Origin of the sequence: Pseudarthrobacter sp. ATCC 49987 (genome assembly GCF_009928425.1) — a bacterium.
GTDB lineage: Bacteria > Actinomycetota > Actinomycetes > Actinomycetales > Micrococcaceae > Arthrobacter.
In genome coordinates, this window is sequence record NZ_JAABNS010000001.1 from 443,605 (window position 1) to 467,516 (window position 23,912).

Genomic DNA, 23,912 nt, shown 5'->3' on the forward strand with positions numbered 1-23,912 from the left:
CAGCCGTCGAAGAACGCAGAGCCGGTCAGGACAAGTAACCAAAACGTCTCACAGCGGGTGGGGCACCGCCACCAGGGGGACATGCCCCACCCCCGCAGCCAGGAGTGGACATAGTCCCAACATGTCCACTCCCGGGCGCGCGCACTGGGCATGTCCGCCCGTTCGCCTGGTCACGGGAGGGCATGTCCAGCCCTGCGGGGCCCGGGGGGAACGGGCGTGACTGGCGGGGCCCGTCACCGGCTCCGCACCGCTCGTATGGGAGGATGTTCCGGTGACTTCCCCTGCCCCCGCCCCGCTCCGCCGCCCCCGCGGCCGCCGGCACATGGCGCTGGCTGCCCTGGTTCTGCCCGTCGTGATCGGAATGGCAGCGTGTTCGACGCCGGTACCCACGGTTTCCTCCAGCTCCGCCGGTTCGGCCGGCTCGACTGACGGCACTCCGGCCCCGGTCGGGCAGTCAACTCCCGTCGCGTCCCCGTCCGGTTCCGCGGCCCCTTCCGCCGTGTCCAGCGCAGTGGCAGCGGCTCTGCAGGCACTCGTTGCTTCGACGCCGCAGCCGAGCCGGGAGCAAGTCCGGCAGAGCCTGTCCCTAGCGGGGTTCGCCCCGGCCGCGGTGGAGGTGTCGGCGTCGCGCACGCCCACGGGACTGGCGGCCGACGCGGTGGAAGTGGGAGTGCTGGGCGAGGGTGAATGTGTGATGGCGCAGATCCGGTCCGGAACTGTGGAATCGTCAGTCTTGCCGGTTCTTCCGAACGGGCGATGCTTCGTCGGCAGCATCCAGCGGTAGTCAACAGGAGTGGCATGTCGAAGGTACTGAACCGCCGCACCGAGGTTGCGCAGGAAAATCACCGCAACCGCCGGCGTCGTTCCCTGATGGCCGTCCAGGTCGCGGGCGAACTGCTGATCACACTCGGCGTGGTTGCGATTCTGTTCGTCGCCTGGCAATTGTGGTGGACGAACGTCGAAGCGGACGCTGTTCAAGGGGCTGCCGTGAAACAGTTCGTCCAGGAGCACCAGACACCCGTCACGAATGACCCTTCCGCCACGGCGCCGGCGGACCAGGCTGCCGCCGGGACTGTGCCTGTCGGCAGCGCTCCCCGTCACGGGGAGGCAATCGGGGTGGTCTATGTTCCCCGCTTCGGCGCCGACTACAGCAGGCCGATCATCGAGGGCACCAGCCAGGACGTCATCGACACGCTCGGTCTCGGCCGCTACAAGGACACGGCGATGCCGGGGGCCGTGGGGAACTTCGCGATGGCAGGCCACCGCCAGACCCACGGCGCGGTGCTCGACAACATCCACACGCTGGTGCCCGGGGACAAGATTTACGTTCAGACGGCCGACGGTTTCTACACCTACGTTTTCCGGAACCAGGAGATCGTCCTGCCGGACCGGACGGACGTGCTCCTGCCGGTGCCCACCCAGCCCGGCGCGGTGCCGGACCAACGACTATTGACCATGACGAGCTGCAATCCGCGCTTTGGGTCTGAGGAGCGCATCATCGCCTACTCTGTTTTCGATTCATGGCAGCCGCTCAGCGCCGGGGCTCCGGCCGCCATCGCGAAGCAGCTCGCGGCGCTGCAGGGAAAGGGTTAGCCCATGTACGCCTGGCTTTTTCGGCAACTCCCCGGGCCTCTCTGGCTGAGTATCCTGCTGTCGGCGGCGATCCTGGCGGGAATCCTGTTGGTGCTGGTCGACGTCGTCTTTCCCTGGCTGGCTGACCTGACCCACCTGACCGATTCAACGGTCGGCTAGCCGGTGCACATCCCCGAACTGGAGGAACTCCTCGCCGGCGCCCACGTAGTGAGCCTGCCCATGCGGGTGAAGTTCCGCGGCATCCTCCAGCGTGAAGCCCTGCTGCTGGACGGCCCGCTGGGCTGGGGCGAATTCTGCCCCTTCCCGGAGTACGGCGACCCGGAAGCATCCCGCTGGCTCGCCTCCGCCATCGAAGCCGGCTGGCAGGGATTCCCGGAGCCGCTGCGCACCAGCATCCCGGTCAACGCCACCGTCCCCGCCGTCGCCGCGGACCGGGTGCCGGAAATCCTGGCCCGCTTCGGCCGGGTGGACGCCGTCAAGATCAAAGTGGCCGAGCCCGGGCAGACCATCGACGACGACGCCGCCCGGGTCGACGCCGTGCGGGCGGCGCTCCCGGACGCGGCGATCCGGGTGGACGCGAACGGCGGCTGGGACGTCCCGGCCGCCGTCGAGGCACTGACCCGGCTGGCCGGCGTCGGGCTCGAATACGCCGAACAGCCGGTGCCGGACATCGCCGGCCTCGCCGAAGTCCGCCGCCGGCTGCGCGCCGCGGGAGTCCCGGTGCTGATTGCCGCGGATGAAAGCGTGCGTAAGGAGGACGACCCGCTTAAGGTGGCCCGCGCCGGCGCCGCGGACCTGATCGTCGTGAAGGTGGCACCGCTGGGCGGAGTGCGGCGCGCGCTGGACATCGTGGCGCAGGCCGGGCTCCCCGCCGTCGTCAGCTCCGCGCTGGACACCTCCGTGGGAATCCGGGCCGGGCTGGCGCTCGCCGCCGCGCTGCCCGACCTTCCGTATGCCTGCGGGCTGGGAACCGTGTCCCTGCTCGCCGCCGACGTCACCACGGATTCCCTGGTCCCCGACGACGGCGCCATCCGCCTCCGCGACGTCCACACCGATCCGGGCCTGCTGGCGGAATATGCTGCCGCCCCGGAGCGCCGCGAGTGGTGGCTGGACCGCCTGCGTCGGGTCCACACGCTGCTGGCCTCCCCGTCCCGCTGAGACGCTCCCTCACTTGTTGCGGGGCAGAGTGCAACGCTCCCTCACTTCTGGCGGGTCAGCGCGCAACGCTCCCTCATTTCTGGCGGGGAGTTCACCCGGACTTCATGTGAGAGTCGACTTCGCGTAGTCCGGGGCTGGGAGGGTAGGCGGGATCGCACCCCACTCCTTGGAAGGTCTCTTCATGCCTGTTTCCTCCGGACGCAAGTTTTCCCTGCTCCCCATGCTCGGCCACACCAAAGGCAAGCGGAGCCCCGTCACCTGCGCGCTGAAATGCGACAACGCCTGCTCAGGCGAGGTCTGCAACACCAGCTCTAACAGCTACTTCCGCGACATCGCCTCCGCCACCCTGTCCCGCCGTGCGGCGTTGGGCTTCGGTGCCGCCGGGGCGCTCGCCATTGCGTTCGGAGGATCGCTGACCTCAGCCGAGTCCGCAGTGGCCGACGGCGGCCCCGGCCTGTCCGCGGCAGCCAAGAACGGCTACGGCGCCTCCAAGCTCAAGTTCACGGCCATCGCCCCGGTGGATGCCGCCGTCGACGCTTTCACCGTGCCGGAAGGCTTCACCTGGCAGCCCGTGATCCGCTGGGGTGACCCGATCTTCAAGGATTCCCCGGACTTCGACCTCGGCAACCAGACCGCGGCTGCCCAAGCGCGGCAGTTCGGCTACAACAACGACTACACGGACATCCTCGAGATCCCCGGCAGCAAGGGCCGCCGCGCGGTGCTCTTCGCCAACCACGAATACACCAACGAGACCATCATGTTCCCGGCGTCGATGCCGGCCGCCGACGTCCGGGCGGTCGGCGCCGCGGCCCACGGGCTCTCCGTGGTCGAGCTGGAGCGCAAGAACAAGAACAAGCCGTGGTCCTACGTCCAGGGTGCCGGGCTGAACCGCCGCTACCTGAACACGACGCCGTATGAGCTCACCGGTCCGGTGGCCGGCTCCGCCCTGGTCCGCACGGTAGCAGACCCGACCGGCCGCACCATTCTCGGCACGCTGGGCAACTGCGCCGGCGGGACCACCCCGTGGGGCACCATCCTCTCCGGCGAGGAGAACTTCAACGGCTACTTTGTCTCGCCCGGCACCTCGGCCGGCGACAAGCGCTACGGGCTCACCAGCAAGCCCACGGCCCGCCAATGGGAACTCGACGATCCGCGGTTCGACACCCGCAACCCCGGCTACGAAAACGAGGCCAACCGCTTTGGCTGGATCGTGGAAGTCGACCCCTTCGACTCCACCTCGACGCCGAAGAAGCACTCCGCGATGGGCCGTTTCAAGCACGAAGGCGCCAACGTGATTGTGGCAAAGTCCGGGCATGTGGTGGCCTATATGGGCGATGACGAGCGCTTCGACTACCTCTACAAGTTCGTCTCGGCCGAAAAGTACGTTGAGGGCGACCGGAAGCACAACATGACCCTGCTCTCCGCCGGCAACCTGTACGTCGCCCGGTTCGCCGGGAACTCCCCGGCCGCCGAGATCACCGGAACCGGGACCGTCCCGGCCGACGGCGGATTCGACGGCACGGGTGAATGGCTGCCCCTCGTCGTCGGCGGCGTATCCAAGGTGCCCGGGATGTCCGTCGAAGAGGTGCTGGTCTACACGCGCCTGGCCGCCGACAAGGTGGGTCCCACCAAGATGGACCGCTGCGAGGACGTCCAGCCCAGCCTCCTCACCGGCAAGGTCTACGTCGCCTGCACCAACAACTCGGACCGCGGCAAGAGCGGCAAGGAAGGCGCCACCGAGGTCAACCCGCGCAACAACAACCGCGACGGCCACATCGTGGAAATCACCGAAACCGGTGACCAGACCTCCACGGCGTTCACCTGGAACCTGCTCATGGTCTGCGGCGATCCCTCCACCGGGGACGTCACCTACTTCTCCGGCTTCCCGGTGGACCAGGTCTCGCCGATCTCCTGCCCGGACAACCTGGCCTTCGACTCGGTCGGAAACCTCTGGATCTCCACCGACGGCGCCCCCTCCGGCATCGGCAAGGCTGACGGGCTGTTCAAGGTCACCCTCGAGGGCGCCGAACGGGGACGCGTGGAGCAGTTCCTCGCCGTCCCGCGCGAGGCCGAGACGTGCGGGCCCATCATCCACGACGAGGAACGCTCTGTGTTCGTCGCCGTGCAGCACCCGGGCGAGGACGGCACCTTCGCGGACCAGCACTCGTTCTTCCCGGACTACATCCCGGCCGGTTCGACGCCGGCCCGCGGCCAGGTCCGCGCCCCGCGTCCGTCAGTGGTCCAGGTCTTCCGCACCGACGACTAGGGTTCCGGCTCATCCTCCCCTCCCCGACGCTCCCGCACGTTTGGTTGGTATTGAGCAAATGCTCCCTCACTTCCCGCAGATCGACCGCGGGATGTGAGGGAGCGTTTGCCGTTGAGGCGCCGGAACTGAGGGAGCGTCTGCTGGGTGTATGACCGCACAAGTCGGCCGGGCTTGACTAATACCCCCTAGGGGTATAGCTTCAGGGTTACCGGAAAGAGTCGTCACGGCCCCCGATCTGGGCAGGCTCGCACGCATTGAAGGTCTTCCTCCGCGGTTCAGCGGAGCGCCATCTCAAGGGACCTGACGCTTCCGGACTCCACGGAAAACCGCAATCCGTGTTGAGGAGACCAGCGTAATCATGACCGAGCATGCACACCACGACCACAACCACGACCACGGGGCCGTAACGGCCGAGCAGGTCAAGGATCCCGTCTGCGGGATGACCGTCGACCCGCACACCACCGAACACCACGCCGAACACCAGGGACAGCAGTACTACTTCTGTTCGGCCGGATGCCAAGGCAAGTTCGTGGCGGATCCGGCCCGGTACCTGCCCGACGCCGGTGAGTCAGACGCCGTCGCACCCGCCGCCGCCGCGCCGGCGGAGGGCGGGGAGCTCGAGTACACCTGCCCGATGCACCCGGAGATCCGGCAGGCGGGGCCAGGTTCGTGCCCGATCTGCGGGATGGCCCTGGAGCCGGTGGTCGTCACGGCCGACAGCGGACCCAACCCCGAACTGGCCTACATGAGCCGGCGCTTCTGGGTCGGCTTGGCCCTGACCATCCCGGTCTTTATCCTCGAAATGGGCGGACACCTTTTCCCCGGGCTGCACGAAGTGGTGCCGCCGCGGGTCTCCGCCTGGATCCAGTTCTTCCTGGCCACACCGGTGGTCCTGTGGGCCGGCTGGCCCTTCTTCGTCCGCGGCTGGGCCTCGCTCCGGACCATGCAACTGAACATGTTCACGCTGATCGCGATCGGCACAGGCGTCGCCTGGCTCTACAGTGTGGCTGCCATCTTCGTGCCCTCTGCCTTTCCCGAGGCGTTCCGGGGCATGGACGGCAGCGTCGATGTCTACTTCGAGGCCGCCGCGGTCATTGTGGTCCTGGTCCTGCTCGGCCAGGTGCTCGAGCTGCGCGCCCGGGAGCAGACCTCCGGTGCCATCAAGGCACTGCTGGATCTGACGCCCAAGACCGCGCGGCGGATCGGGAGCGACGGCGTCGAGCTGGAAGTCCCGCTCGGCGAGCTGCAGGTGGGCGACCGGGTCCGGGTCCGGCCCGGGGAGAAGGTCCCGGTCGACGGCGAGGTCGTGGACGGGCGCTCCACGCTCGATGAATCCCTCGTCACCGGGGAATCGATGCCCGTGACCAAACAAGCCGGGGACCACGTCGTCGGCGGCACGCTCAACCAGACCGGGGCGCTGGTCATCAGCGCACAGAAACTGGGCAGCGACTCCATGCTGGCCCGCATCGTCGCCATGGTCGCCGCCGCCCAGCGGTCCCGGGCCCCGATCCAGGGCCTGGCCGACACGGTGGCCTCCTGGTTCGTTCCCATCGTCATCGCCATCGCCGTGGCCGCCTTCATCATCTGGGCACTCGTCGGGCCCGAACCCCGGATGGCGCACGGCCTGATCGTGGCCGTTTCCGTGCTGATCATTGCCTGCCCGTGTGCCCTGGGCCTGGCGACACCGATGTCCATCATGGTCGGCGTCGGGCGCGGTGCAGGACTGGGCGTGCTCATCAAGAATGCCGAAGCCCTCGAACGGATGGAAAAGGTCGATACGCTCGTCGTCGACAAGACCGGGACCCTGACCGAGGGACGTCCCTCCGTCACCGGGATCGTCACGGCCGACGGCTTCGCGGAACAGGACGTGCTGCGCCTGGCCGCCGCCGTCGAGCAGGCCTCCGAGCACCCGCTCGGTCTGGCCATCATCGAAGCCGCCCAGGGCGCCGGCATCACGATTCCGCCGGTGGAGGACTTCGACTCGCCGCTGGGCAAGGGTGTCTCCGGAACGGTTGAGGGACGGCGCGTGCTGCTGGGCAGTGCGAAATTCCTGGCCTCCGAGGGCGTGCTGACCGATGCCCTCGCCGCGCGTGCCGAGGAGCTGCGGGCCGACGGCGCGACCGCCATCTTCGCTGGCATCGACGGACTCCCGGCCGCGGTTCTCGCCATCGCGGACCCGATCAAGGAAAGCACACCCGCCGCGCTGGCCGCCCTGCGGCAGGAAGGCATCCGCGTCGTTATGCTCACCGGCGACAACCGCACCACCGCCGAAGCGGTCGCCCGGCGGCTGGGGATCACCGAGATCGAGGCGGAGGTGCTGCCCGATCACAAGAGCGCCGTCGTCGAGCGCCTGCGCGCAGAAGGCCGGATCGTGGCCATGGCCGGCGACGGCGTCAACGACGCCCCCGCCCTGGCCGCGGCCGACGTCGGCATCGCCATGGGTTCCGGGACCGACGTCGCGATCGAAAGTGCCGGCATCACGCTCCTGAAGGGTGACCTGACCGGAATCGTGAAGGCCCGGAAGCTCTCCGAAGCCACCATGGCCAACATCCGGCAAAACCTCGTGTTCGCGTTCATCTACAACGCCGCCGGGATCCCGCTCGCCGCAGGCATTCTCTACCCCGCCTTCGGCCTGCTGCTCTCGCCCATCATCGCGGCCGCCGCGATGGCACTGTCCTCCGTCAGCGTCATCAGCAACGCCCTGCGCCTGCGGGCCACGAAGATCTGACCGCACCGGCCGCGGAGGTCGCTGCCCGACGGCCGGGACGATGTGGGGGAGCGTTTGCTCCTTGGCGGCCAGACTTGAGGGAGCGTCGGCTGATCCGCCCCCGGATGTGCGGGAGGGTCTGCCTTAGGACGGCGGGACGTCCGCGGGCGCCGGGGTGTGGCGGAACTGATAATTTGAACAGTGTGAATAATCCGGCCGAAATGGTTGTCCCCAGAGTCCAGGCAGCAATTGCCAGCGCGTTCGGCGAAGAGTACCGCGGCACGGATCCCGTGGTGCGGCCCTCGCAGTTCGCGGACATCCAGGTCAACGCCGCCATGGCGCTGGCCAAGAAGGTCGGAATGCCGCCGCGGGACGCCGCCGCCAGGATCGTCGACGCCCTCGACCTCGACGGGATCTGCACCGCGGTCGAGATCTCCGGCCCCGGCTTCATCAACCTCACCTTCGACGGGACCTGGATCGAGGAGCTGCTCAACGCCGAGTCTCCCGGCGCCCCGGCCGTGCCGGCGGCGGAAGCCCAGCGCGTCGTCGTCGACTATTCTTCCCCGAACGTCGCGAAGGAAATGCACGTGGGCCACCTGCGCACCACGGTGGTGGGGGACAGCCTCGTGAAGGTCTTCGAGGCGCTGGGTGACACCGTGATCCGGCAGAACCACATCGGCGACTGGGGCACCCCGTTCGGCATGCTGATTGAGCACTGGCTGGAGATCGGCGAGGACTCCCCGGAGGCGGCGCTGCTGGTGGATGACCCCAGCGCCTTCTACCAGGCCGCCCGCGCCAAGTTCGACGCCTCCGCCACCGAGGACGACGGCTTCGCCACCCGCGCGCGGCTCCGGGTGGTGGCGCTGCAGGGCGGCGACCAGGAAACCTTCGCCGTCTGGCAGCGCCTCGTGGCCCAGTCCAAGCGCTACTTCAACGCCATCTACTCGGTGCTGGGCATCAGCCTCACCGACGACCACATCGCGGGCGAAAGCTCCTACGATGCCCATTTGGCACAGCTGTGCCAGGAACTCGAGGACCGCGGCCTCGCCCGGATCAGCGACGGCGCCCTGTGCACCTTCCCGGCCGGCTTCACCGGCCGTGACGGCGAGCCCATGCCGCTGATCATCCGCAAGTCCGACGGCGGCTACGGCTACGGCACCACGGACCTCGCCACCATCCGGTACCGGGTCCGCGAGCTCGAGGCCAACCGCGTCCTCTACGTTGTGGGCGCGCCGCAGAACATGCACCTGCGCATGGTCATGGCCACGGCCCGCGACGCCGGCTGGCTGCCCGACACGGTAGAGGCCGTGCACGTGCAGATCGGCAACGTGCTGGGGGAGGACGGGAAGATCCTGAAGTCCCGCTCCGGCGCCCCGGTCAAGCTGATGGCCCTGCTGGAAGAGGCCGTGGACCGCGCCCGCGCCGTCATCGACGCCAGCCGGCCCGAGCTCACCGAGGCCGAACGCGCCGTGACCGCCCGGCAGGTGGGCATCGGCGCGGTCAAGTACGCGGACCTCTCCGTGGGGCACGACACCGAATACGTCTTCGACTTCGACCGGATGCTGGCCCTGAGCGGCAACACCGGACCCTACGTGCAGTACGCCGCCGCCCGGATCCGTTCGATCCTGCGGAAGGCGGGCGTGCTCGAGCGCTACACGGCACTGGAAGCTGCCGTTGCCGCTGCTCCCGGAACCGACAGCGCCGGTACCGATGGTGCCGCAACCGACAGCGACGGCGGCACCCCGGCGACGCCGATCGCCGTCGTCGAAGCCGCCGAACGCGCGCTGGCCCTGCACCTGCTCGAATACGGCGCCACGCTGCACAAGGTGCGCGAGGTGCTGGAACCGCACCGGCTGTGCACGTACCTGTTCGAACTCGCCCAGCTCTTCACGTCCTTCTATGACCAGTGCCCCGTGCTGAAGTCCGAGGACTCGGTCCGGGAGTCGCGGCTTGCCCTGTGCGCGCTGGTCCTGCGCCGGCTGTCCGAGGGCCTGGACCTGCTCGGCATCGAGACGCCGGAGAACATGTGAGCTCGGAGGAGCTGAGCGCGCTGGATGCCGCGCGGATCGCCGTCGCCGCCCTGCTGCTCGAAGGGGTCCGCTACGTGGTGGTGGCACCGGGTTCGCGTTCCGCGCCGATGGCCTACGCCCTGGCCGAGGCTGACGCCATGGGACGGGTCGAGCTGCTGGTGCGGATCGATGAGCGCGACGCCGGGTTCACCGCCCTGGGCCTGGCCCTCGCCACGGGAGCGCCCGCGGCCGTGCTCACCACCTCCGGGACCGCCGTCGGAAACCTCCTGCCGGCGGTGATGGAGGCCAACCATGCCGCCGTCCCGCTCGTGGTGATCTCGGCCGACCGCCCCGTGGAACTCCGAGGGACCGGCGCCAACCAGACGACAGTGCAGCTGGACTTGTTCGGCGGGCACGTCCGCTTCGCCGCCGACGTGCCCGCCGGCAGCGATCCGCGCCGCGCCGTCGAAACCGCACTCAGCGCCGCCACCGGCGCCTTCGAGGACACCCCGCCCGGGCCGGTGCAGCTCAACCTGGCCTTCCGCGATCCGCTCGTTCCTGCCCCCGGCGACAGGCTGCCGCCCGAGTCCGGCCGCCGGGTGCACCGCGCCCCCCGCGGCCCGCTGGCCCTTGATTTCCCGCCGGCCGCCGGGACCCTGCCGGAACGGCGCACCGTGGTGCTGGCAGGGCACGACGCCGGACCGGTCGCCGAGGCGTTCGCCCGCGCCCACGGCCTGCCGCTGCTGGCCGAGCCGTCCTCCAATGCGCGGTTCGGGCCGAACGCGGTGGGGCCCTACCGGCTTCTGCTGGAAGCCTTCGGTCCGGAGTCTGCGCAGCCGGTCGAGCGCGTGGTGCTCTTTGGCCGCCCCACCCTCTCCCGGCCCGTGAGCGCGCTGCTGGCCCGCGCCGATGTCCCCTCCGCCCTGTACCAGCCGGTTCCCGTGGCCTGGTATCAGCCCGGCCGCCGCACCGAACTCCCGCTCGACAACCTGGCCGACCTCGCCGACTTTGCCGGCCGCGGCTCCGCGGCCTGGCTGGACGCCTGGCTCCTGGCCGGGGCCGCCGCCCAGCACGCCGTCGACCTCGTCCTGGCCGGGGCCGCCGCCACTGGGCCCGCCGCGGCTGGGGCCGCCGCCACTGGGCCCGCCGTCGGGGCCCTGGTCTGGGAGCACTCGCGCGGACAGCTGGTGCTCGGTTCCTCCAACGGCATCCGCGACGTCGACCTCGCCGGCGCACCCGCCCCGGAACCGACCGCCACGGTCTTCGCCAATCGCGGCCTGTCCGGGATCGACGGGACCATCGCCACGGCCACCGGCATCGCACTGGGCGGGCGGCAGGAAACCACGGTGCTGCTGGGCGACGTCACCTTCCTGCACGACGCCGGCGGGCTGCTGCTCGGCGCCGGTGAAGAGGAGCCCGCACTGCGGATCGTGGTCCTTAACGACGCCGGCGGGGCCATCTTCGGGCTGCTGGAACACGGCGCCGTCGAGGCAGCGGGCCGCTACGGAACCGCCGTCGAACGCCTCTTTGGCACGCCGCACAGCGTAAACATCGCCGGACTCGCGGCGGCCTACGGCGTCGCGCACCGCCGGGTCAGTACGACGGCGGAGCTCGCCGGGGCGCTGGCGGAGCCGTGGGAGGGCCGCATCATCATCGAGGTCCGCACGGAGCGGCAGGGGCTGCGGGAGCTGCACTCGCGCATCAGGTCCGCCGTGGGCGCCGCGGTGGCAGGGGTGCTCGCCGCCGAGTAGGCAGGGACGGCCGGGCGGCACGCGACGAGGTGGCGCACCCGCGACCTGGCGACGCGCTTCGAGCTTGGCGACTCGCAAAATACCCTGCGAGACCCGAATACCCGCCGCGTCAGGACTTTCGCGCCGCGCACAGCGGGATGCGCGTCGGGTTGTCCACATGGCTGCACTGGGGAATGGCCTAGCCGCCGAAGGGCTGGGATCTTCGTTCCATGAGCGACCTGCCAAAGTTGATCCTCACCCGCGAGCACATCCAGCAGGGGCTGACCCCGAAGGAGTTGGCCAGTCGCTGCCGATCGGGCGCATTGGTCCGGGTGCGCCAGGGTGTGTACGTCGACGGCGGAGTCTGGCGGGCACTGAATCCATGGGACCAGTACCGGGTCCGGGTCAGCGCAGCCGCGGAGACTTTCGTTGCTCCGACGATCTTTGCCCGGCATTCCGCCGCTTCCGTCTGGCGAATTCCGACCATCGGGCGCCGACACCCTGTGCACGCCCTGACCCTGCAGAATGATGGCGGACGCTCGCGGGCCGGGGTGGTCCGCCACTATGCTCCGCCGGCCGGACTTAAGTGGGTCCAGAGGGACGGTCTCCTCGTGACGGGGAGGGTGCGCACAGTTCTTGATCTCGCTGCCTTCTCACCGTTTGCCGAGGCCGTAGTGCCCCTGGACCACGTACTCAAACCCGACGTTCCACAGCGGCTGCCGGCCCTCACGAAGGAACAGCTCTTGGCCGGAATCGACGGCAACTACACTGCGGCTGCCGCGAGGCGGATTCGGACGGCAGTGGAGTTCGCCAACCCGCTGTCCGGATCTGCTGGCGAGTCCTACAGCCGGGCGCTCACGTGGATTGCTGGGTTCGAAGCGCCAGAACTCCAGCACGAGGTCCGCGACGGCTCAGGACTCGTGGGCTATACGGACTACTACTGGGAGAGGGTGCGGGTGGCGGGGGAATTTGACGGAGTCGAAAAGTACGTCAAACCCGAATACTTGAAGGGCCGGAACACCTCGCAGGTCGTCGTCGACGAAAAGGACAGGGAGAACCGGATCCGGGCTGTGGGAAATGGTGTCGTCCGCTGGGACTGGGCTGACCTGATGGCCGGGCAGCTCGAACGTAAGCTGGCAGCGGCCGGTGTGCCCCGCCGTCGTGCACGTTCTGCGCGGTGACAGCGATACGCGATCCTGCTCATGACGCGCAAAAGCCCCGTCGCTGCCGAATTCGGGTGGCGACGGGACTTTTGCGCATCGCCGGGCGGGAGGAGCCGCGCGGACGGACCAGCACGGGCCGCGTGAGCTGCATGCACGCATCCGGGCCGCAGTGGGTGCCACCGGGCGGCGGCCACCGGGAATTCCCTACGGAAACAGACAGCCGCCACGTGGATTCACGTAGCGACTGTCCGAAATCGGCGCGGGTTCCCGGAACTACAGCACCCGGCTAAGGAACTCCTTGGTGCGGGGATGCTGCGGGTTGGCCAGGACCTCCTGGGGATCCCCGGATTCCACCACCACGCCGCCGTCCATAAAGGTGAGGCGGTCGCCCACTTCGCGGGCGAAGCCGATCTCGTGGGTCACCACAATCATGGTCATGCCGGACTGGGCAAGGTCCTTCATGACGTTCAGGACGTCGCCCACCAGTTCCGGGTCCAGCGCTGAGGTGGGTTCATCGAAGAGCATGAGCTCCGGATCCATGGCCAGGGCGCGGGCAATTGCCACCCGCTGCTGCTGACCGCCGGAAAGCTGCGACGGGTAGTGGCCAGCGTGGTCCGACAGCCCCACACGGTCCAGCAGTTCCATGGACCGCTTCCGTGCAGCATCGCGGGACTGGCCCTTGACCTGGACCGGCGCCTCCATGACGTTGTAGAGGGCCGTCTTGTGCGGGAACAGGTTGAAGCGCTGGAACACCATACCGATCTCGCGGCGCTGGGCGGCGATCTCCTTGGTTTTCAGGTCATGGAGCCGGCCGTTGACTTCGCGGTAGCCGATCAGCTTTCCACCCACGGAGATACGGCCCGCACTGATGGTCTCCAGCAGGTTCACGCACCGCAACATGGTGGACTTGCCCGAACCGGACGGTCCGATCACCACCGACACCTCGCCCCGCTTGACCTCGAGGTCGATGCCGCGCAGCACATGGTGCTGGCCGTAGAACTTGTGGAGGCCCTCGATCCGGACCAGCGGATTCTCAGTGGTAATCGTCATTTTGCCTCATCCTCGGGACGGTCCATCTTCAGCGCCGGCTCCGCTGAGGCGCTCGGCGCCACGGCTGCGGCGGCCTTCGCTGCCGCCGGGTTGATTGCGGCCGGAGCAAGGTTGTCCACTCCCTTGCCGTAGTAGGCCTCGATGAAGTGCTGGCCCACCATCAGCAGGCTGGTGATCACGAGGTACCAGATAGCCGCCACGATCAGCAGGGGTACCGGCAGATAGGTCCGGTTGGCCAGGGTGTTCGTGGCAAACGTCAGGTCCAGGGTGAACGGCACGGCCAGGACGAGGGAGGTGGTTTTCAGCATGCCGATGGTTTCGTTGCCGGTTGGCGGCACGATCACCCGCATGGCCTGCGGCAGGATGATCCGCCACATGATCTTGGTCTTGCCCATGCCCAGGGCCGCGGCGGCTTCCTCCTGGCCGCGGTCCACTGACTTGAGGCCGGCCCGGAAAATTTCCGCCAGGTAGGCAGACTCGTTCAGGCCCAGGCCCAGGATGGCCGCAGCCGTGGTTGTGATGACGGCGCTCGTATCCACGGCGAACCACTCGGGGCCGAACGGGATGCCGGCGGTGATCTTGGGGTACAGGACGGAGATCAGGCCCCAGAAGACCAGCTGCGTGTACACCGGAGTGCCACGGAAGAACCAGACCCAGGCCCAGCTGGACCAACGGAACACCGGGTTCTCCGACTGGCGCATGAACGCCAGGAGGATGGCGAGGACAATGGCCAGGACCATGGCGGCCGCGGTCAGCAGCAGCGTCCAGCCGACGCCCTGCACCACCTTGGTATCGAGGATGTAGGTCCCCACAATGTCCCAGCGGAAGTTGGGGTTGGTGACCAGGCTCTGCAGGAACAGGGCGAGGGCGCCGAGGATGATGATGGCGCTGATCCAGCGGCCCGGATGCCGAACGGGCACCGGATGGTTCAGGACTACCGGTGCCTCGTGCTTGTCCTCATGACTGGCCATGTGCGCACCTGGTGTGTGGCCGGTTGCGGGAAGACTCAAGATCCGACCGCCGGGTTGACCTCAGACTTGGTGATGGCGCCATCGGCGTTGCCCCAGCCTTCCAGGATCTTCTTGTAGGAGCCGTTCTCCATGAGCTTGGCGACGGTCTTCTGGACAACCTCGGCCAGGGCCATGTCCGACTTGGCTACGGCGATCCCCTGCGGTGCGGAATCGTAGACGTCGCCGAGCTTTTCGATCTGGCCGTTGGTCTGGGTGATGGCGTAGCCAGTGATGGGGGAGTCAGCGGCCATCGCATCGACGCTGCCGTTGACCAGGCGGGTGGTGATGTCCGTCTGGTTCTTGAGGGTCACGACGTTGATGGCCGGTTTGCCGTCGGCCACGCACTTCTTGCTGCGGTCCGAGAGGTCCGGGTCTTCCTGGACGGTACCGGTCTGCACGCCGACGGACTTGCCGCAGAGGTCATCCAGGGAAACCTTCTTCGGGTTGCCCTTCTGCACGGCCCAGGCGGTGCCGGCGTTGAAGTAGCTGACCATGTTCACCGCGCCGAGCCGCTCCGGGTTGATCGTGAACGAGGAGATGCCGAGATCGTACTTCGGGCCCAGTGCCGGGAGGATGCCGGTGAATTCGGAGGTCTGGACCTGGACCTTCAGCCCCAGGGTGGCGCCGATCGCCTTGGCGATGTCGACGTCGTAGCCCACGGGGGTCTGGCCGTCGGTGCCAAGGAATTCCGCGGGGGCGTAGGAGGTGTCCGAGCCCACGGTCAAGGTGCCCTTGGACTTGATGGCCTCGGGAACCATGGCCGCCAGGGCATCATCCTTCTGGATGGTGCTCGGGTCAAAGCTGGCCGCGGCGCTCCCGGACACGGACGGCGCCGCGCCGGAGGGTGCCTTTTCGGAGGCATTGGTGCAGGCGGAGAGCGTCAGGACGCCGATGGCCAGCACGGTGGCTGCCTTAAGCGTGGAGGTGCTCAGGAGCGAACGGGAGATCTGCATGTTCTTACCTTTTGTTGCAGGAGGGATGCGTAACCAAGTCGGTTTATAGTGTATCGCCGAAGAAGAGATGTGCGTCACAGAAAACTAAGTTTCACTATTGGATAACTATTTCGGGTTCAAATACAAGACTTCCACACGTTCGAGTGTCTGGAATCCCGGATTCAACGACGAACCGGACGGGTAAGCCCGGACGTCCCAGCCGATCAGCTGCTGATGCCCAGCGACTCCAGCATCGGCCGGAACTTCGCCCAGGTCTCGGCGAGTTCGGCTTCCGGCACGGAGCCTTCGACGACACCGCAGCCGGCGTAGAGCCGCACGGTCTGCGGGGACTCGATGACGGCGCCGCGCAGCGCGATGCCCCACTCCCCGTTGCCGGCGGCGTCGAGCCAGCCGACCGGTCCGGCGTACGGGCCGCGGTCCAGGTGCTCGAGCTTGCGGATCAGGGCGCCCGCCACGGTGGTCGGCGTGCCGCAGACCGCCGCTGTCGGGTGCAGCGCGTTGATCAGGGCGAGGCTGGTGGGCACGTGGCCCTCCACCTCGGCCAGCTCCGCTTTCACATCCGAGGCCAGATGCCAGACGTTCGGCAGTTCCAGGATGAAGGGCTCGCTGTGCGCGTTCATGGCCTCGGAGAAGGGGGCCAGCTGGGTGGTGAGCGACTGGATGGCGATGTCGTGTTCGTGCCGCTGTTTCTCGGATCCGGCCAGCACCCGCTCGGCGAACTCCAGTGGCGAGCCGGCCATCCCGTCGGCGTCGCGGCGGTCCAGGGTGCCTGCCAGGACGCGGGCCTGCGCGGTGCGCCCCTCCACCTGGATCAGCATCTCGGGCGTGGCGCCCACCAGTCCGTCGACGCCGTAGGTCCAGCATTCACGGTAGCGGATGGCGAGCTGGCGGAGGATCTCGGCGGCGTTCACTCCTGCGGGGACGGTGGCGACGATGTCGCGGGCCAGCACCAGCTTCTCCAGCGCCCCGGTGCGGATCTCCGCCACACCGGCGGCCACGGCCGCCATCCAATCCGCCTCGCTCAGCGAACCGGTGGTCAGCGTCGCCTCAACCGGCGCGGGGTCTGTTCCGGTGTCCGTTGACGGCACGACGCCGGGCGTCCCCAGCCAGCGGTCCAGCGCGGCGCGCGCGCCCGCCTCGGTGAGGTCGCCGTCGTCGAACGTCAACTGGGTCAGCCACGCCTTGCCGTCACGCAGTCCCACGACGATTTCGGGCACGATCAGCCGCGACTCATGGGCGGAGGCCTTGGAGAAAGCGAAGGAGCCGAAAGCGACCGGGCCGGTGCCGGGCCATTCCACGGTGTCCTCGATCTCGGCCTCGAGGACCAGGTGCCGCCACCAGATGTCCGCCTCGAGGAAACGGTCGGGTCCGGTGGCGGTGAACCGGGCCACCTCGCCGAAGCCGACGAGGCCGGCTTCGCGGCGGGTCCAGCAGAGGAGGTCGTCGCGGACCAGAAGTGACGGCAGCCCCCCGGGGAATGCATCAGCGTCGAGGGGGACTGTCAGGGTACGGAACGCGCTCGTCATAGTGAGACAACACTACTCCCGCGTCCGCCGGAGGCCCGGCGCAAGGCGTGTCCCGGCACTGCTCAGGGCGTGGTCAGGGCGTGGTTAGGGTGTGTGCTGATCATTTGAGACAATGTCAGGGTGAACCGAGCATCCTTGGATAAGCGTCCGGACGAAGTAGCCACGATGTTTGACGACGTCGCCCCTAAATACGACGTCGTCAACGACGTTCTGTCGATGGGGCAGACACGCCGTTGGCGCAAGATTGTGGTCGAAGCCATGGATGTGAAGTCCGGCCAGCGGGTGCTCGATCTCGCCGCCGGCACGGGTACCTCCAGCGAGCCGTATGCCGACGCTGGCATCGACGTGATCGCCTGCGACTTCTCGCTGGGCATGCTCAAGGTCGGCAAGCGCCGCCGCCCCGACATCGACTTCATCGCCGGTGACGCCACCCGCCTGCCCTTCGCGGACAACACCTTCGATGCCAGCACCATCTCCTTCGGCCTGCGCAACGTCAACGAGCCGAAGAAGGCCCTGGCCGAGATGCTGCGCGTCACCAAGCCCGGCGGCAAGCTGGTCATCGCCGAGTTCTCCCAGCCTGTCGTGCCGCTCTGGCGAACCATGTACACCGAATACCTGATGCGCGCCCTGCCCGCGATCGCCGTCAAGGTCTCCTCAAACCCGGATGCCTACGTCTACCTCGCCGAGTCCATCCGCGCCTGGCCGGACCAGGACCACCTCGCGGCCTGGCTGCAGGAGGCCGGCTGGGACGGCGTCACCTACCGCAACCTCAGCGGCGGCATCGTCGCCGTGCACCGCGCCGTCAAGCCGGGACCGGAGACCGGCGCTGAAACCGGTCCGGCAACCGCCGCGGCAGCCCTGGCCGCCCACACCGGACCGGTGGCGAAGCTGCGCCGCAACACCCGGCCCCGGCGTTAGTTTGTCGCTGCCGTGAAAGTACTGATCGTCGGAGCCGGTCCGGCCGGGTCCACTGCCGCCTACTATCTGGCGCAGGCAGGCATCGACGTCACGGTGCTGGAGAAGACCAGTTTCCCGCGTGAAAAAGTCTGCGGCGACGGGCTCACCCCCCGCGCCGTCCGCGAGATCCAGAAGCTCGGCCTGCCGCACCCCGAGGCCGACGGCTGGCGCCGCAACAAGGGCCTGCGCCTGCTGGCCGGTGGCCGGAGCATCGAACTTCCCTGGCCCGAGGTCTCCGACTTCCCGCAGTACGGGCTGATCCGCACCCGCCTGGGCTTCGACGAGGAACTGGCCCGGCACGCCCAGTCCGCGGGCGCCGTCGTGCTGGAACGCCACAGTGTCACCGAGGCGCTGCGTTCCGACGACGGGCGCGTCACCGGCGTCCGTGCCGCGCTGCTGGACGAGTCCGGCCGCAAGACGGGGGGGACCCGCGACTTCACCGCCGACGTCGTCCTCGCCGCGGACGGAAACTCCAGCCGCACCGCCGTGTCGCTGGGCATCCGGAAGCGCGACGACCGGCCGCTCGGCGTCGCCGTCCGCACTTACTTCACGAGCCCGCGGCACGACGACGACTGGATGGAAGGCTGGCTCGAACTTCCCGGCCGCGACGGCAAGCTGCTCCCGGGCTACGGCTGGGTGTTCGGCGTCGGCGACGGTACCTCCAACGTGGGCCTCGGCATCCTGAACTCGTCCAAGGAGTTCGGCAAGCTGGACTACAAGCAGGTCCTGCGCGAATGGACCGCCGGCATGCCCGCGGACTGGGGATTCACCCCCGAGAACCAGGTCGGCGAGATCCGCGGCGCCGCGCTGCCGATGGGCTTCAACCGCACCCCGCACTATTCGCCCGGGCTGCTGCTGCTGGGCGACGCCGGCGGCATGGTCTCCCCGTTCAACGGCGAGGGCATCTCCTATGCCATGGAGTCCGCACGTTTCGCGGCCGGATTCATCATCGACGGCGCCGCCCGCTCGGCGTCAGCCGGCTGGGGCTCCGGGACGGAAGCTAACAGAGCCGCCGATGCGCACCTTGCACGGTACGCGGACTACGTGCGGGACCAGTGGGGTTCGCACTTCACCCTGGGCCGTGCCTTCGCGGCCCTCATCGGCAAGCCGGCCGTGATGAAACTGGCCCTCCGGACGGGCATGCCCATCCCTGTCCTCATGCGGTTCGTGGTCAGGCTGCTGGCCAACCTGACGGATCCCGCCGCCAAGGGCTTCGAGGACCGCGTCATCCGGGTCCTGGAATCGCTGGTCCCGGCGACGTCCAACCAGGGCCCGTCCAGCTCGCACACCAGCGCCAACTCCGCGGATTCCGCAACAAAAGTTAGGGTTAACCCGTGACCAACTCTGCAGACCAAAGCTGGACGCACGCCGGACACGGCCTGCCGAGCTCTGAGCCCGACCTTAACACCACCGCCATCGCCACCGGATTGCAGCTCCCGGCCGGCTTTGCCGCGATCGCAGGCGACCCCGAACTCGGGCCTGCCATCACCACCAACCTGGCCCGGGTGGAGAAGAAGCTCCGCGAAGCCATTGCCAACTCGGATCCGCTGGCCGACGCGACGTCGCGCCACCTCGTGGAAGCCGGCGGCAAGCGCATCCGCCCGTTGTTGACGCTGCTTTGCGCCCACCTGGGCGACGCCTCCCGGCCCGCCGTGGTGCAGGCCGCCGTCGTCGTTGAACTGACCCACCTCGCGACGCTCTACCACGACGACGTGATGGACTCCGCGCCGTTCCGCCGCGGCGCCCCCACGGCGCACGAGGTCTGGGGCAACTCGGTGGCTGTCCTGACCGGCGACCTGATTTTTGCCCGGGCCTCCATCCTGGTCTCCGAACTCGGGTCCCGCGCCCTCGGCATCCAGGCGCGCACCTTTGAACGCCTGTGCCTGGGCCAGCTGCATGAAACCGTGGGTCCGCGCCCGGACGAAGACCCGGTGGAGCACTACCTCTCCGTCATCGCCGACAAGACCGGCTCGCTCGTGGCGGCCTCCGGCCAGCTCGGCGCGATCTTCTCCGGCGCCGACGAAGCCTACGAGCCGATGCTGGTTGAGTACGGCGAAAAGGTGGGCGTGGCCTTCCAGTTGGCGGACGACGTCATCGACGTGACCGGCGTCAAGGTCAAGTCCGGCAAGTCCCCGGGCACCGACCTGCGTGAAGGGGTGCCAACGCTGCCCGTCCTGCTGCTCCGCAAGAAGGCCGACGGCGGCGACCAGTCCGCCGTCGAACTCCTGAAGCTCATCGACGGCGACCTCAGCTCCGACGAGGCCCTCGCGGCCGCCGTCGCCGGTCTCCGGGAACACCCGGTCACGGCGGAATCCTGGGTGGTGGCACGCGCCTGGGCCGATGAGGCGATTGCTGCGCTCGCGCCGCTGCCCGAGGGGGTCGTGAAGACCTCGCTGACCAACTTTGCGCTGGCCGTGGTGGACCGCGCCAGCTGATTCCGGGTCCGGGCTTCCGGGCTTGCTGCCGCCGGCGGCTGCTTCGGTTTAAACGGAATGGCCCCGGTTCCTCACAACGTTTCGAGTCATCCGTTGTGTCGAACCGGGGCCATTTCTCCGTTCGCATCAGATCCACCGGAGGCATTTGGTGAACCCATGAATGAGCCTATGACAGAAATGTCATGTTGTCTAGGCTTTCTGTAAATCCGCTGTCATAGGCTCCCTTGCGGGTCGCCTGGGCCGTGCGGGGGCACTTTGAAGCCTCAAATGGGGGATCCCAGGGCCGGGCTGCGGCGAGTCCGTGTCGAAGTGCCCCTTGGCCGCAGCACGAGTTGTCCACATGGCACTGCCCCGATGGACTCCTCCGGCCGGGGACAGGGCACATTGGCGGCATGAACATCGCCAATTTCCTGGGTTCGCGGGGCGGACCGGCCAGCACGGCTGACCTCGGGCGGGCCGGCTTCAACCGGTATCGGATTGGCCTGGCTGTGGCCGAGGGCACCATCGTGAGGATCCGCCGCGGATACTATGCGCTGCCCCGGGAAACCTCTGTCTTTCGGACTGCCCGCGAGGCCGGAGGGCTCCTGACCTGTGTCTCCGCCGCTCCGGGCTACGGTTTGTGGACGCTGGTCCCGGCGTCGAAGTTGCACCTCTGCGTCGGCCACCGGACGGTGCCACCCGGCTGGGTGACACATGGCCGCTGCCGGCATCCCCGGCACCCCTGGCTACCTCTGGCGGGACTGGCCGACGTCCTGATTCACGCGCTGCGCTGCCTGCCGGAACTGCAAGCCCTTGTCATGGTCCAGTGTGCTGTGGGCCGTGGGGACATCAGCCTGGCATTCCTCCGCGGCAAACTCGGGGGCAACCGCAACGCCCGCGCCAGGTCGGTGCTGGATCTGGTCATTCCCCGGGCCGACTCTCTGCTCGAAGTTCTCGCCAACACCACGTTCGTGCGGGCCGGGCTCCGGGTACGCCGGCACGTCCAGATCCCCGGTGTGGGGGAGGTGGACTTCCTCGTTGAGGACTGCGTCATTGTGGAGACCGATGGCGAATCGCATCTGGAGCCGCGGCAAGTAAAAAAGGATCGGGGGCGGAACAACGCTAGCCTCGTCGGAGGCTATCTGGTGCTCAGATTCGGCTACGACCTCGTCGTCCACCACCCCGAGCAGATGCTCGCCCAGGTCCTCGAGTTGCTGGAGCAGCGCCGCCGGGGTGCGTTCCAGCCTTAAGCGCTGGCCGCATCGGCCGTCCGGGGCTACTTTGAGGCCTCAAAAGGGTATTCCCGGGCTGGACGCCGGCGTGTCCGTGTCAAAGTGCCCCCGGACCGCCGATGCCCCCCGGACCGCGTGAACCGCAGCCTGGCGGCCGGGGAGGAACGGAACCTGCCTTAGTCCTCGTCTTCGTCGTTGAACGCCCACTCGAACATGTCGAAGACGAATTCGGAGAACGTTCCTTCCTCGCTCTTCCACTGGCCGCGGGCGTTGTTGCGGCGGTACACGATCGGGTCCGGAACGCTGAGGTCGCCGACGCGGAAGCCCCAGGTGAACTGCTCTTCCTCGTCCTCCAGGAACATCAGGAAGCCTTCGTCATCGACTTCGAGCTCTTCGGGGTCCCAGAAGTAGTGGTACGCCTCCATGATGTCTTCGCAGCCGCCGACCGCGAGGTAGAACTCCCGCAGCACCAGCGGGACCTGGAACTGGTGCTCGGTGAGGGCCGCATCCAGCTCCTCGGCCGGGAGGCCATCCTCTTCCTGCCATTCGTCTTCGAGATACTTCGGAACAAGCGCGCGGAACTTCTCGAGGAACATGTCAGTCATGGTTCTTATCCTAGCTAATCCTTACGCCCGCCATCCGCCGTGTCCAAGCCGAGCCGATGCCAGCCGCGGACCGCCAGCGGAACGTGCCACTGGCGCCGCCAGGCCGTGACGCGGAAGGCGAAAACGACGGCCGCCACTACACCCGCGGTGACCGCGTTGAACGTGCCGGTGATGGACAGGGCCATGGTCAGGGCCGCCCCCGCAAACGCCGGCAGCGCGTAGAGATCCTTCGGATCGAAGAGCTGCGGCACCTCATTGGCGGTGATGTCGCGCAGCAGGCCGCCACCCACCGCCGTCGTGACCCCGAGCAGCACCGCCGCAACCGGGTTCATCCCGGCGGACAGCGCTTTGAGGGTTCCGGTGATGCAGAAGAGCGCGAGGCCGCCGGCGTCGAACAGGATGAGCAACGAGGTGTAGCGCTGGACGCTGGAAAACAGGAAGTACACCAGCACCGCGGCGAGAAGCGGGGGCGCCAGATAGGCGGGGTTGGTGAACGCTGCGGGCGGGCCGGCGTTGATGATGATGTCGCGGATGACGCCGCCGCCCAGGCTCACCACCGAGGCCAGCAGGAGGGAGCCGATGATGTCGAACTGCTTCCGGGCCGCGAGCAGTGACCCGGAGACCGCGAAGAAGAAGACGCCGGCCAGGTCCAGCCAGACCAGGACAAGGCTGAAGTAAGAAGTCATGGAGTGTCCCGGTCGAATCTCAAAGGGGGCGGATGGGGCGGCTCCAAGGTTACGCTAACGGCTATGAATAGCCCCATCCTGATTGCCTGCGCCCACGGCACCTCCAGCACCGAGGGTGCCGCCGAAGTCAACGCCCTCCGGGCCGGGATCGCCGCGCTGCGGCCGGGGCTCGACGTCCGCGAAGCCTACGTCGACGTCCAGGACCCCGAGCTGCCGGCTGTTGTCGCGGGCCTGCCGGTGGGGGAGGCCGCCGTCGTTGTCCCCCTGTTGCTCAGCGTCGGCTACCACGTCAAGGTGGACATCGCCCGCGCCGTCAAGAGCCGGCCCGGCACCCGCGCTGCCGCCCCGCTGGGCCCCGATCCGCGGCTCGCGGCGCTGCTGGACGTCCGGCTCCGGGAAGCCGGCGTGACCGACAACGACGCCGTGATCCTCGCCGCTGCCGGGTCCTCCGACCCCACCGCGGCGCAGAACGTCGAGGAACTCGCGGACCAGCTCCGTGCCCTGCGTTCCAACCGGATCGTGGCCGCGTACGGCGCGTCCGCGAAGCCGTCAGTGCCCGACGCCGTCGCCATGCTGCGCGAGGAGGCCGCCGGCGGTGCCGGCGCAGGGGAATCCGCCGGGGCCGTGGACCTGGGCGGCCGGGTGGTGATCGCTGCCTACCTGCTGGCACCTGGCTTCTTCCACGACCAGCTCGCCAAGGCCGGCGCGGACCTCGTCACCGCGGCACTGCTGCCGTCCCCGGTGCTCGCCGAAATCGCGCTGGAACGCTACGACGCGGCCCTCGCGGCCGGCGCCTGAACCGGCGTCGCCGCACCCGTCTGAGCCGCCGTCAACACACCCGGACGATGCACAC

Annotated in this window: 20 protein-coding genes; 14 read left to right on the forward strand and 6 right to left on the reverse strand. The window is 68.4% G+C overall.

Features of this window, described 5'->3' with window-relative positions; all coding sequences use genetic code 11:
- Positions 1-271: 271 nt before the first annotated feature.
- From GXK59_RS20575 to GXK59_RS02135, 9 genes are all read left to right on the forward strand, one after another.
- The gene (locus tag GXK59_RS20575; protein ID WP_237393754.1) at positions 272-784 is read left to right on the forward strand and encodes a DUF6993 domain-containing protein; all 513 of its coding nucleotides are present in this window, start codon (positions 272-274) and stop codon (positions 782-784) included.
- 86 nt (positions 785-870) lie between these two features.
- Positions 871-1,593: a class E sortase gene (locus tag GXK59_RS02105; protein WP_237393957.1), complete on the forward strand. Its 723-nt coding sequence runs from the start codon at positions 871-873 to the stop codon at positions 1,591-1,593.
- 3 nt (positions 1,594-1,596) lie between these two features.
- A complete protein-coding gene (locus GXK59_RS20395; protein ID WP_202129045.1) occupies positions 1,597-1,752 on the forward strand; it encodes a hypothetical protein in 156 nt (51 codons plus the stop codon).
- 3 nt (positions 1,753-1,755) lie between these two features.
- The gene (locus tag GXK59_RS02110) at positions 1,756-2,751 is read left to right on the forward strand and encodes an o-succinylbenzoate synthase (RefSeq protein WP_160663999.1); all 996 of its coding nucleotides are present in this window, start codon (positions 1,756-1,758) and stop codon (positions 2,749-2,751) included.
- 181 nt (positions 2,752-2,932) lie between these two features.
- Entirely contained in the window at positions 2,933-5,017 is a 2,085-nt protein-coding gene (locus tag GXK59_RS02115) for a PhoX family protein (RefSeq protein WP_160664001.1), read from the forward strand.
- Between the two features lie 358 nt (positions 5,018-5,375).
- A complete protein-coding gene (locus GXK59_RS02120) occupies positions 5,376-7,745 on the forward strand; it encodes a heavy metal translocating P-type ATPase (protein WP_160664003.1) in 2,370 nt (789 codons plus the stop codon).
- A gap of 200 nt (positions 7,746-7,945) precedes the next feature.
- On the forward strand, positions 7,946-9,754 hold the full coding sequence (argS, locus tag GXK59_RS02125; RefSeq protein ID WP_202129046.1) for an arginine--tRNA ligase: 1,809 nt from the start codon (positions 7,946-7,948) through the stop codon (positions 9,752-9,754).
- Positions 9,751-11,484, forward strand: a complete 1,734-nt coding sequence (menD, locus tag GXK59_RS02130; protein WP_160664007.1) for a 2-succinyl-5-enolpyruvyl-6-hydroxy-3-cyclohexene-1-carboxylic-acid synthase — start codon at positions 9,751-9,753, stop codon at positions 11,482-11,484. Before argS ends, menD begins: the two co-directional genes overlap by 4 nt.
- Before the next feature lie 209 nt (positions 11,485-11,693).
- A complete protein-coding gene (locus GXK59_RS02135) occupies positions 11,694-12,644 on the forward strand; it encodes a hypothetical protein (protein ID WP_160664009.1) in 951 nt (316 codons plus the stop codon).
- 255 nt (positions 12,645-12,899) lie between these two features.
- Here the strand turns inward: GXK59_RS02135 and GXK59_RS02140 are convergent, their stop codons facing one another.
- The 4 genes from GXK59_RS02140 to GXK59_RS02155 all read right to left on the reverse strand — a co-directional run bounded on the left by GXK59_RS02140 (position 12,900) and on the right by GXK59_RS02155 (position 17,165).
- Complete coding sequence (locus tag GXK59_RS02140) at positions 12,900-13,676, reverse strand: amino acid ABC transporter ATP-binding protein (protein ID WP_160664011.1); 777 nt, start codon at positions 13,674-13,676, stop codon at positions 12,900-12,902.
- Positions 13,673-14,647: an amino acid ABC transporter permease gene (locus tag GXK59_RS02145; RefSeq protein WP_160664013.1), complete on the reverse strand. Its 975-nt coding sequence runs from the start codon at positions 14,645-14,647 to the stop codon at positions 13,673-13,675. Before GXK59_RS02145 ends, GXK59_RS02140 begins: the two co-directional genes overlap by 4 nt.
- A 35-nt stretch (positions 14,648-14,682) precedes the next feature.
- Positions 14,683-15,639 (reverse strand): ABC transporter substrate-binding protein, encoded by a 957-nt coding sequence (locus GXK59_RS02150; protein ID WP_029704730.1) that lies wholly within the window; start codon positions 15,637-15,639, stop codon positions 14,683-14,685.
- A 203-nt stretch (positions 15,640-15,842) separates the two neighbouring features.
- Positions 15,843-17,165: an isochorismate synthase gene (locus GXK59_RS02155; RefSeq protein ID WP_160664015.1), complete on the reverse strand. Its 1,323-nt coding sequence runs from the start codon at positions 17,163-17,165 to the stop codon at positions 15,843-15,845.
- A gap of 120 nt (positions 17,166-17,285) precedes the next feature.
- On the opposite strand from GXK59_RS02155, the gene GXK59_RS02160 reads away from it, so the two are divergent.
- The 4 genes from GXK59_RS02160 to GXK59_RS02175 all read left to right on the forward strand — a co-directional run bounded on the left by GXK59_RS02160 (position 17,286) and on the right by GXK59_RS02175 (position 21,786).
- Complete coding sequence (locus tag GXK59_RS02160) at positions 17,286-18,083, forward strand: demethylmenaquinone methyltransferase (RefSeq protein ID WP_160664017.1); 798 nt, start codon at positions 17,286-17,288, stop codon at positions 18,081-18,083.
- 12 nt (positions 18,084-18,095) lie between these two features.
- A complete protein-coding gene (locus tag GXK59_RS02165; protein WP_160664019.1) occupies positions 18,096-19,460 on the forward strand; it encodes a geranylgeranyl reductase family protein in 1,365 nt (454 codons plus the stop codon).
- Positions 19,457-20,557 carry a polyprenyl synthetase family protein gene (locus GXK59_RS02170; protein WP_160664021.1) on the forward strand — a complete coding sequence of 367 codons (1,101 nt, stop codon included), beginning with the start codon at positions 19,457-19,459 and terminating at the stop codon, positions 20,555-20,557. The genes GXK59_RS02165 and GXK59_RS02170 overlap by 4 nt, the downstream gene beginning before the upstream one ends.
- A 392-nt stretch (positions 20,558-20,949) precedes the next feature.
- The gene (locus GXK59_RS02175; RefSeq protein WP_160664023.1) at positions 20,950-21,786 is read left to right on the forward strand and encodes a DUF559 domain-containing protein; all 837 of its coding nucleotides are present in this window, start codon (positions 20,950-20,952) and stop codon (positions 21,784-21,786) included.
- Positions 21,787-21,944: 158 nt separating this feature from the next.
- Here the strand turns inward: GXK59_RS02175 and GXK59_RS02180 are convergent, their stop codons facing one another.
- Both GXK59_RS02180 and GXK59_RS02185 read right to left on the reverse strand, forming a co-directional pair.
- On the reverse strand, positions 21,945-22,373 hold the full coding sequence (locus GXK59_RS02180; RefSeq protein WP_160664025.1) for a hypothetical protein: 429 nt from the start codon (positions 22,371-22,373) through the stop codon (positions 21,945-21,947).
- Between the two features lie 14 nt (positions 22,374-22,387).
- Positions 22,388-23,059 (reverse strand): trimeric intracellular cation channel family protein, encoded by a 672-nt coding sequence (locus GXK59_RS02185; RefSeq protein ID WP_160664026.1) that lies wholly within the window; start codon positions 23,057-23,059, stop codon positions 22,388-22,390.
- Positions 23,060-23,122: 63 nt separating this feature from the next.
- Between GXK59_RS02185 and GXK59_RS02190 the strand changes: the two genes are divergently transcribed.
- Positions 23,123-23,857: a sirohydrochlorin chelatase gene (locus GXK59_RS02190; protein ID WP_160664027.1), complete on the forward strand. Its 735-nt coding sequence runs from the start codon at positions 23,123-23,125 to the stop codon at positions 23,855-23,857.
- The last annotated feature ends 55 nt before the right edge of the window (positions 23,858-23,912 follow it).

What these genes read in the sequence shown, in the direction of transcription:
- GXK59_RS02105 (WP_237393957.1), top strand. Translation starts at nt 871, where the DNA reads ATGGCCGTCCAGGTCGCGGGCGAACTGCTGATCACACTCGGCGTGGTT.
- GXK59_RS20395 (WP_202129045.1), top strand. Translation starts at nt 1,597, where the DNA reads ATGTACGCCTGGCTTTTTCGGCAACTCCCCGGGCCTCTCTGGCTGAGT.
- GXK59_RS02115 (WP_160664001.1), top strand. Translation starts at nt 2,933, where the DNA reads ATGCCTGTTTCCTCCGGACGCAAGTTTTCCCTGCTCCCCATGCTCGGC.
- GXK59_RS02120 (WP_160664003.1), top strand. Translation starts at nt 5,376, where the DNA reads ATGACCGAGCATGCACACCACGACCACAACCACGACCACGGGGCCGTA.
- argS (WP_202129046.1), top strand. Translation starts at nt 7,946, where the DNA reads ATGGTTGTCCCCAGAGTCCAGGCAGCAATTGCCAGCGCGTTCGGCGAA.
- GXK59_RS02135 (WP_160664009.1), top strand. Translation starts at nt 11,694, where the DNA reads ATGAGCGACCTGCCAAAGTTGATCCTCACCCGCGAGCACATCCAGCAG.
- GXK59_RS02140 (WP_160664011.1), bottom strand. Translation starts at nt 13,676, where the DNA reads ATGACGATTACCACTGAGAATCCGCTGGTCCGGATCGAGGGCCTCCAC.
- GXK59_RS02145 (WP_160664013.1), bottom strand. Translation starts at nt 14,647, where the DNA reads ATGGCCAGTCATGAGGACAAGCACGAGGCACCGGTAGTCCTGAACCAT.
- GXK59_RS02150 (WP_029704730.1), bottom strand. Translation starts at nt 15,639, where the DNA reads ATGCAGATCTCCCGTTCGCTCCTGAGCACCTCCACGCTTAAGGCAGCC.
- GXK59_RS02155 (WP_160664015.1), bottom strand. Translation starts at nt 17,165, where the DNA reads ATGACGAGCGCGTTCCGTACCCTGACAGTCCCCCTCGACGCTGATGCA.
- GXK59_RS02175 (WP_160664023.1), top strand. Translation starts at nt 20,950, where the DNA reads ATGAACATCGCCAATTTCCTGGGTTCGCGGGGCGGACCGGCCAGCACG.
- GXK59_RS02180 (WP_160664025.1), bottom strand. Translation starts at nt 22,373, where the DNA reads ATGACTGACATGTTCCTCGAGAAGTTCCGCGCGCTTGTTCCGAAGTAT.
- GXK59_RS02185 (WP_160664026.1), bottom strand. Translation starts at nt 23,059, where the DNA reads ATGACTTCTTACTTCAGCCTTGTCCTGGTCTGGCTGGACCTGGCCGGC.
- GXK59_RS02190 (WP_160664027.1), top strand. Translation starts at nt 23,123, where the DNA reads ATGAATAGCCCCATCCTGATTGCCTGCGCCCACGGCACCTCCAGCACC.